The organism is Kitasatospora sp. NPDC057738 (assembly GCF_042798815.1).
In the GTDB taxonomy this organism is placed as follows: domain Bacteria; phylum Actinomycetota; class Actinomycetes; order Streptomycetales; family Streptomycetaceae; genus Kitasatospora; species Kitasatospora lactacystinica.
Genome location: NZ_JBHVJT010000043.1, coordinates 1 through 5,674, shown reverse-complemented (window position 1 = coordinate 5,674; position 5,674 = coordinate 1). Strand labels below are relative to the sequence as shown.

Sequence of the window (5,674 nt, the reverse complement as noted above, 5' to 3'; positions counted from 1 at the left end):
CCCTCCTCCCTCCCCCCCCCCCCCCCCCCCCCCCCCCCACCACCGGCTGAGGGCTTCGGGAGGTCATCCGCATGGCAGCTGACCTGACATGGCGTAAGAGCAGCTACAGCGGCGGCGAAGGCGGCGATTGCATCGAGGTTGCCCAGGTACTCAGCATTACCTGGCGCAAGTCGAGCGCCAGCAACCCGAACGACAACTGTGTCGAAGTGGCCGAGGGCATCACCGGCATCGTTCCGGTCCGGGACAGCAAGGATCCTCACGGCCCGGCTCTCCGTTTCACTTCCGAGGCTTGGCGGTCCTTCGTCGAGGGTGTCCAGGCCGGTGACTTCCCGGCCGGCTCCTGAGGCGCTTCTTGCCGGGCGGCCCCGCGTGCTTCGCGGGCCCGCCCGGCCTTTCCGGTGTGGAGCGGCTCGGCCTCGCGACGGGGGTGAGCAAAAGCCCGGGCCCCCACGTCTGCGCGCGACTACTGTGCTGCCGGGTAGATCATCCCGGCCGATGGGGGACCGATTCGTGCTGACCAATGCGCACCCGCCGTAGGTACCTCCGGAGAGTCCGGAGGGCCCCACGGAGGCTCTTGATGTCCCGAACCGTCCGCACGACTCCCAGGCAACTCCGCGTCGAGGAGGGCGCATTGGAGTCCATGTCCCTGTACGACCTCCGCTACGCCCACGCCGAACTGGGCCGGGCCGCCCGCGAAGGCCGTCGCCCTGTCCCGAAGAAGACGCGGCATCGGATCACCTTCCGGCTGTCGACGGCGCTCGACTGCAGGACGGGCTCGTTCTCCGTCGAGATCGCCACGGCCGAAAGCCGGGCCCGGCTCCGGGGCCGACTCGACGCCCAGCGGATCCGCGGGCTGCACCGCGCCGGGCACGACACCGACGGTGCGGACATCCCTCCGGTCCACCACCGCCACGATGCGCTCTGGCATGCCTGGTAGGGGTGAAGTGTTCAGGCATGACGCTCACTTGCGAACGCAGAGAGCTGCTTCTGCGGCGGGTCGGCAAGAAGGCTTGTGCTTCCCTGTCCTCATGCGTGTTCGCTATCGGGCCGTTCACGGAACTGTGGCCGGAACCGACATGAGCGATCGACCCCACGGGGCCGTCCGGCGCAGGAGCACCCACAGCAATGGCCACGGCCACTGCGTCGTGGCGGCCGATGGCGTCACGGGCATGGTTCGGGTCCGGGACAGCAGGGATCCTCACGGTCCGGCTCTCGCCTTCACCGTCGAGGCACGGCGGTCCTTCGTCATCGGCATCAGGGCGGACGACTCTCCGGACCGTTCCCGAAGAGCTCTCGGGCGGCCCCGCGGAGTGCGCGGGGCCGCCCGGTGCTGTGCTGTGTGCTGCGGTTCGCAACCTCGGTGATGCCGTGGGCCTGTCCTCGCTCCCGCCGCCCTCACGGCCCCCCTTGTGCGCAGGAAGTCGGACCCGCCGACTTCCTGCGCGACGTCGAGACCGGCGAAGGAACAGGTGGGGCACGGCCCAGGACTCTCGAACGAGGCCCGTGCGAACTCGGGATCTTCCTGACGCCCGCCCCGGCGGCACCGGGGCAAGAGCGGCTCCCGCGCACCCGCGGGCACCTCGGTGGGCGAGCGATTCGTTCAAGACTCCGCCCCAACCACCCGCCCACACTGGCCCCATGACACCGAGCGACACCTTCACCCCCGCCGCCGGACGCTTCGCCCTCGGCCTCTACGACCCCATCGTCTCGCTCACCCGCGAACGCCTGTGGCGCAGCCTGCTGGCCATGCACGCCGCCCCCCGCCCCGGTGACGTCATCGTCGACGTCGGCTGCGGCACCGGCTCCTTCGCCGTCCTCCTGCACCGCGCCGAACCGCAGGCCACCGTCATCGGCGTCGACCCCGACCCCGCCGTGCTGCGCCTGGCCCGCCGCAAGGCCGCCGCGGCCGGCGCCGACCCCGACTTCCGCACCGGCATGGGCGACGCGGTGGCCGAGGTCGTCGGCGACGAAGCGGCCGACACCGTCGTCTCCAGCCTCGTCCTCCACCAGTGCCCCGTCCCGATGAAGCGGGCGATCCTCGCCGCCATGCACCGCACCCTGCGCCCCGGCGGCAAACTGGTGATCGCCGACTACGGGCGGCAGCGCACAGCGGCCATGCGCCTGGCCTTCCGGATCGTCCAGTTCGCCGACGGGAAGCAGGACACCCAGCCCAACGCCGACGGCATCCTGCCCCGCCTCATCGCCGAGGCGGGCTTCGAGGGCGTGCGCGAGACGGACACCGTCGCGACGGTGACCGGCTCGATGTCCCTCTACACCGCGCGCCGCCCCGGCTGAGCGGCCGCACCCCCGGCCGTATCCCCGGCCCCGCCCCCGGCCGTATCCCCGGCCCCGCCCTCCGCCCCGCGCAGCGCGGGCAGCACCTGCGAGGGCGTCAGCCCGGTCAACTCCCGCATCCACCGCGTGAAATGGGCCTGGTCGGCGAACCCGCCCGCGAACGCCGCCTGCGCCGGCGAGCACCCCTCGCCGAGTGCCAGCGCCGCCCGGGACAGCCGCTGCCAGCTGCGCCAGCGCGCCAGCGGCACCCCCAACTGCCGCCGCGCCAGGGCCCGCAGGCGCTGCGGGGACAGCCCGACGCGCGCGGCGAGGCTCTCCAACGGCTGCTGGCCGTCGGCCAGCGCCGCCATGGCCGCACGCAGCCGCGGATCCAGGCCGGTGGCGGGCAGCCCGCCGTCCGGCCGTACCTCCCGCTCGGTCAGGCCGTGCCACTGCGGGGCGACGGTGACCCCCTGCCCGCAGCCCGTGCGCAGCCGGTCGGCGAAGGCGCAGTGCGGGTCGACGTAGAAGGTCAGCACCTCCCGCGTCGGGGCCATCCGGTGGCGCACCATCGGCGGCACCACGAGCGCGGGACCGCGGTGGCGCCGCCCGGTGTCGTCCTCGATGGCCACCGTGCGGGCGGCGCCCGCGACGGCGACCTGGAAGGTGGTGTGCCGGTGGAAGGCGCTGTCGGCCAGCGGCCCCTGGTACAGCGCGTACCCGGGGCCGACGGCGAACCGCGGTCCGGTCCCGCTGCCGCTGCTCACCGGTCCGCCTCCCGGACCTGAGCGGCCAGGCGGACGGCGGCGTACGGTACGGCGGCCAGGCCGAGCAGGGCCAGCACGATCCAGAACGGGACCGCCGCCGGACTCGGGCGGCCGGTGACCATCCGCCCGCCGTCCTCCAGCCAGACCCGGACCTCATGGCCGTCCGGATAGGGCTCGTCGACCGGGCGCTCATCGCTGAACTCCTGTCCGTCCACGCTCCAACGGTAGGTGCAGCCGTACGTCTTCGAGCCCAGACCGCCGCCCTCCACCGGCCGCTGGCCGGTCGCCCGGCAGTGCGTCACCGCCGCCGCGACGCTGCGCGGCTCGTGCGCCCGCACCTGGACGGTGTGGACGGCCTGGGCCGTCGCGAACGCCGCCCCCCAGACGGCCGCGAGCAGCACCACCGCCCACGCGCGGACCGCCGCGTCACCACCGCTTCCCGTGCGCCGGTCCGCCCGCCGGTCCGCACCTCGGCCCGGCCGGACCGAGGCGGCCGCGCCCACCGTCAGTGCGGCGGCGCACAGCCACAGCGGCCCCGCGCCCACCGGCCGGTCCAGCGACCACGCCCACACCACCGGTGCTCCGGCGGCGGCCGGCGCCGCGAGCGCCACCACGGCCGGCCACACCCGCCGGCGGCCGGCTTCCCCCCTCGTCACGGCACGTCCCCCGTTACCTTTTTCGTGACCCCGCAACGGGGTTCCCGGCCTCCGGTCCCGGCATGACTTGCCTCCCCAGTCGATCATGATCGAAAAGGTGGTGTCACCGGGCATCGGAGGCATCGGTAGACCGCTGATTAGGGGCACGAGCGCCGATCCCGTCCAGGGCAAGGCATGCTCTTCGTAACGTGGATGCCGGCACGCTGATGCCGCAGGTGAGGCCGGGGAGGGCGCGACATGGAGAGTGCACGTGATCGACACGGGTGACATCGATGTCTACCTGGGCATGGACGTGGGCAAGGGCGAGCACCATGCCACCGCCCTGACCCCGGCGGGCAAGCGGGTCTTCGACAAACGGTTGCCCAACACCGAGCCGAAGCTGCGTGAGGTGTTCAGCAAGTTGCAGGCCAAGCACGGCACCGTGCTGGTGGTGGTCGACCAGCCCGCCTCGATCGGTGCCCTGCCGCTGGCGGTGGCCCGTGACACGGGCTGCCGTGTCGCCTACCTGCCGGGCCTGACGATGCGAAGGATCGCCGACCTCTACCCGGGCGAGGCCAAGACCGACGCCCGCGACGCCGCGATCATCACAGACGCCGCGCGAACGATGCCGCACACCCTGCGCGACCTGGCACCATCCGATGAGACCGTCGCCGAGCTGGAGATGATCGTCGGCTTCGACGACGACCTGGCTGGCGAGTCCACCAGGATCAAGAACCGGTTGCGCGGCCTGCTCACCCAGATCCACCCCTCGCTGGAGCGAGTCCTCGGTCCCAGACTGGACCATCCCGCCGTCCTGACGCTACTCGAACGCCACGGCTCCCCAAAGCAGTTGAGGAAGGCCGGCAGGCGCCGGCTGGTGACCCTGCTGCGGCCCAAGGCTCCGCGGCTGGCCGAGCGTCTGGTCGAGGACATCTTCGAAGCCCTCGACGAGCAGAGCGTCACCGTTCCCGGCACAGAAGCCGCTTCACTGATCGTTCCCAGCCTCGCCGGCTCACTCAGCTCCGTGCTCGACCAGCGCAGACTCCTCGCCACCCGCATCGAGGAACTGCTGGAGGCCCACCCTCTTTCCCCGGTCCTGACCTCCATGCCCGGCATCGGGGTCAGGACCGCGGCCCGCATCCTTATCGACGTCGGCGACGCCACCAGCTTTCCCACCGCAGGCCACCTCGCCGCCTACGCCGGCCTGGCGCCGGTGACCAGGAGCTCCGGTTCCTCCATACGGGGCGAGCATGCCTCGCGCCGCGGCAACAAGCGGCTCAAACGCGCCTTTTACCTCGCCGCGTTCGCGTCGTTGTCCCAGCCCGAGTCACGCACCTACTACGACAAGAAGCGACGGCAGGGCAAGCACCACGTCGCCGCCCTCGTCTGCCTGGCGCGTAGACGCATCGACGTGCTCTTCGCCATGCTCCGCGACGGCACCTTCTACGAGCCCCCGGCCGCCATCGCCGCTTGACGAAAACCATAGGGGCACCTTTTCCCCGTCCTTCTCCCGGTCCTTGCCCGTTCTTGACGCCGCCCCGACCCCGCGGGCGCGCCTTCGTGCCGAGCGGTGACGGGACCGCGACATCGTCACGGGCCGCCGGGACGGGAGGAGGCCGTGTTCGAATCGATGTGTCGACACAGTGTCATCACCGCAGGACAGCGCCCATTGCGGTTCGATCACGGTGTGTCCGATTCGTCGAACATTGGGGGAAAGTGTGACGGTTAACTGTTTTGGCAGCGGTGTCGGCGGCCTCTCATAATTCCTGCCGACACGCGTGACGGAATTCCCGGAGAACCCGCTGGGGCAGTGGCGCCCGCGAGGGGCCCGCGCGTGGGATTCCGCATTCTTCCTGGGGGGATTTCCTTGCCCGAGCCTGAGCCCGAGAACGAGGGCGCCGCCGCCGCACCTCCGGCACCGGCCGAGCCGGCCGTCGCCGATGCCGCCGCGCCCGCCGCCGAGGCCGGCGCCGCCGCGCCCGCGGCGCAGCCGGCCCC

The 5,674-nt window shown here is 72.2% G+C and carries 7 protein-coding genes; 5 read left to right on the top strand and 2 right to left on the bottom strand.

The features are described from left to right. Positions 1 to 71 precede the first annotated feature (71 nt). The 4 genes from ACFVGO_RS22900 to ACFVGO_RS22885 all read left to right on the top strand — a co-directional run bounded on the left by ACFVGO_RS22900 (position 72) and on the right by ACFVGO_RS22885 (position 2,295). Positions 72 to 344: a DUF397 domain-containing protein gene (locus ACFVGO_RS22900; protein WP_380633704.1), complete on the top strand. Its 273-nt coding sequence runs from the start codon at positions 72 to 74 to the stop codon at positions 342 to 344. A 233-nt stretch (positions 345 to 577) separates the two neighbouring features. Continuing rightward, entirely contained in the window at positions 578 to 937 is a 360-nt protein-coding gene (locus ACFVGO_RS22895; RefSeq protein ID WP_359914988.1) for a hypothetical protein, read from the top strand. Further along, positions 915 to 1,364, top strand: a complete 450-nt coding sequence (locus ACFVGO_RS22890; RefSeq protein ID WP_380633701.1) for a DUF397 domain-containing protein — start codon at positions 915 to 917, stop codon at positions 1,362 to 1,364. The genes ACFVGO_RS22895 and ACFVGO_RS22890 overlap by 23 nt, the downstream gene beginning before the upstream one ends. A gap of 274 nt (positions 1,365 to 1,638) precedes the next feature. Next, positions 1,639 to 2,295 carry a class I SAM-dependent methyltransferase gene (locus ACFVGO_RS22885; protein ID WP_380633699.1) on the top strand — a complete coding sequence of 219 codons (657 nt, stop codon included), beginning with the start codon at positions 1,639 to 1,641 and terminating at the stop codon, positions 2,293 to 2,295. Here the strand turns inward: ACFVGO_RS22885 and ACFVGO_RS22880 are convergent. Together ACFVGO_RS22880 and ACFVGO_RS22875 are read right to left on the bottom strand one after the other, a co-directional pair. Next, positions 2,271 to 3,041 (bottom strand): helix-turn-helix domain-containing protein, encoded by a 771-nt coding sequence (locus ACFVGO_RS22880; RefSeq protein ID WP_380633697.1) that lies wholly within the window; start codon positions 3,039 to 3,041, stop codon positions 2,271 to 2,273. The two genes, ACFVGO_RS22885 and ACFVGO_RS22880, sit on opposite strands and share 25 nt — an antisense overlap. Then, positions 3,038 to 3,697, bottom strand: a complete 660-nt coding sequence (locus ACFVGO_RS22875) for a hypothetical protein (RefSeq protein ID WP_380633695.1) — start codon at positions 3,695 to 3,697, stop codon at positions 3,038 to 3,040. Before ACFVGO_RS22875 ends, ACFVGO_RS22880 begins: the two co-directional genes overlap by 4 nt. A 286-nt stretch (positions 3,698 to 3,983) precedes the next feature. On the opposite strand from ACFVGO_RS22875, the gene ACFVGO_RS22870 reads away from it, so the two are divergent. Then, on the top strand, positions 3,984 to 5,150 hold the full coding sequence (locus ACFVGO_RS22870; protein ID WP_380347940.1) for an IS110 family transposase: 1,167 nt from the start codon (positions 3,984 to 3,986) through the stop codon (positions 5,148 to 5,150). Positions 5,151 to 5,674 lie beyond the last annotated feature (524 nt).

What these genes read in the sequence shown, in the direction of transcription:
- ACFVGO_RS22900 (WP_380633704.1), top strand. Translation starts at nt 72, where the DNA reads ATGGCAGCTGACCTGACATGGCGTAAGAGCAGCTACAGCGGCGGCGAA.
- ACFVGO_RS22895 (WP_359914988.1), top strand. Translation starts at nt 578, where the DNA reads ATGTCCCGAACCGTCCGCACGACTCCCAGGCAACTCCGCGTCGAGGAG.
- ACFVGO_RS22890 (WP_380633701.1), top strand. Translation starts at nt 915, where the DNA reads ATGCGCTCTGGCATGCCTGGTAGGGGTGAAGTGTTCAGGCATGACGCT.
- ACFVGO_RS22885 (WP_380633699.1), top strand. Translation starts at nt 1,639, where the DNA reads ATGACACCGAGCGACACCTTCACCCCCGCCGCCGGACGCTTCGCCCTC.
- ACFVGO_RS22870 (WP_380347940.1), top strand. Translation starts at nt 3,984, where the DNA reads ATGGACGTGGGCAAGGGCGAGCACCATGCCACCGCCCTGACCCCGGCG.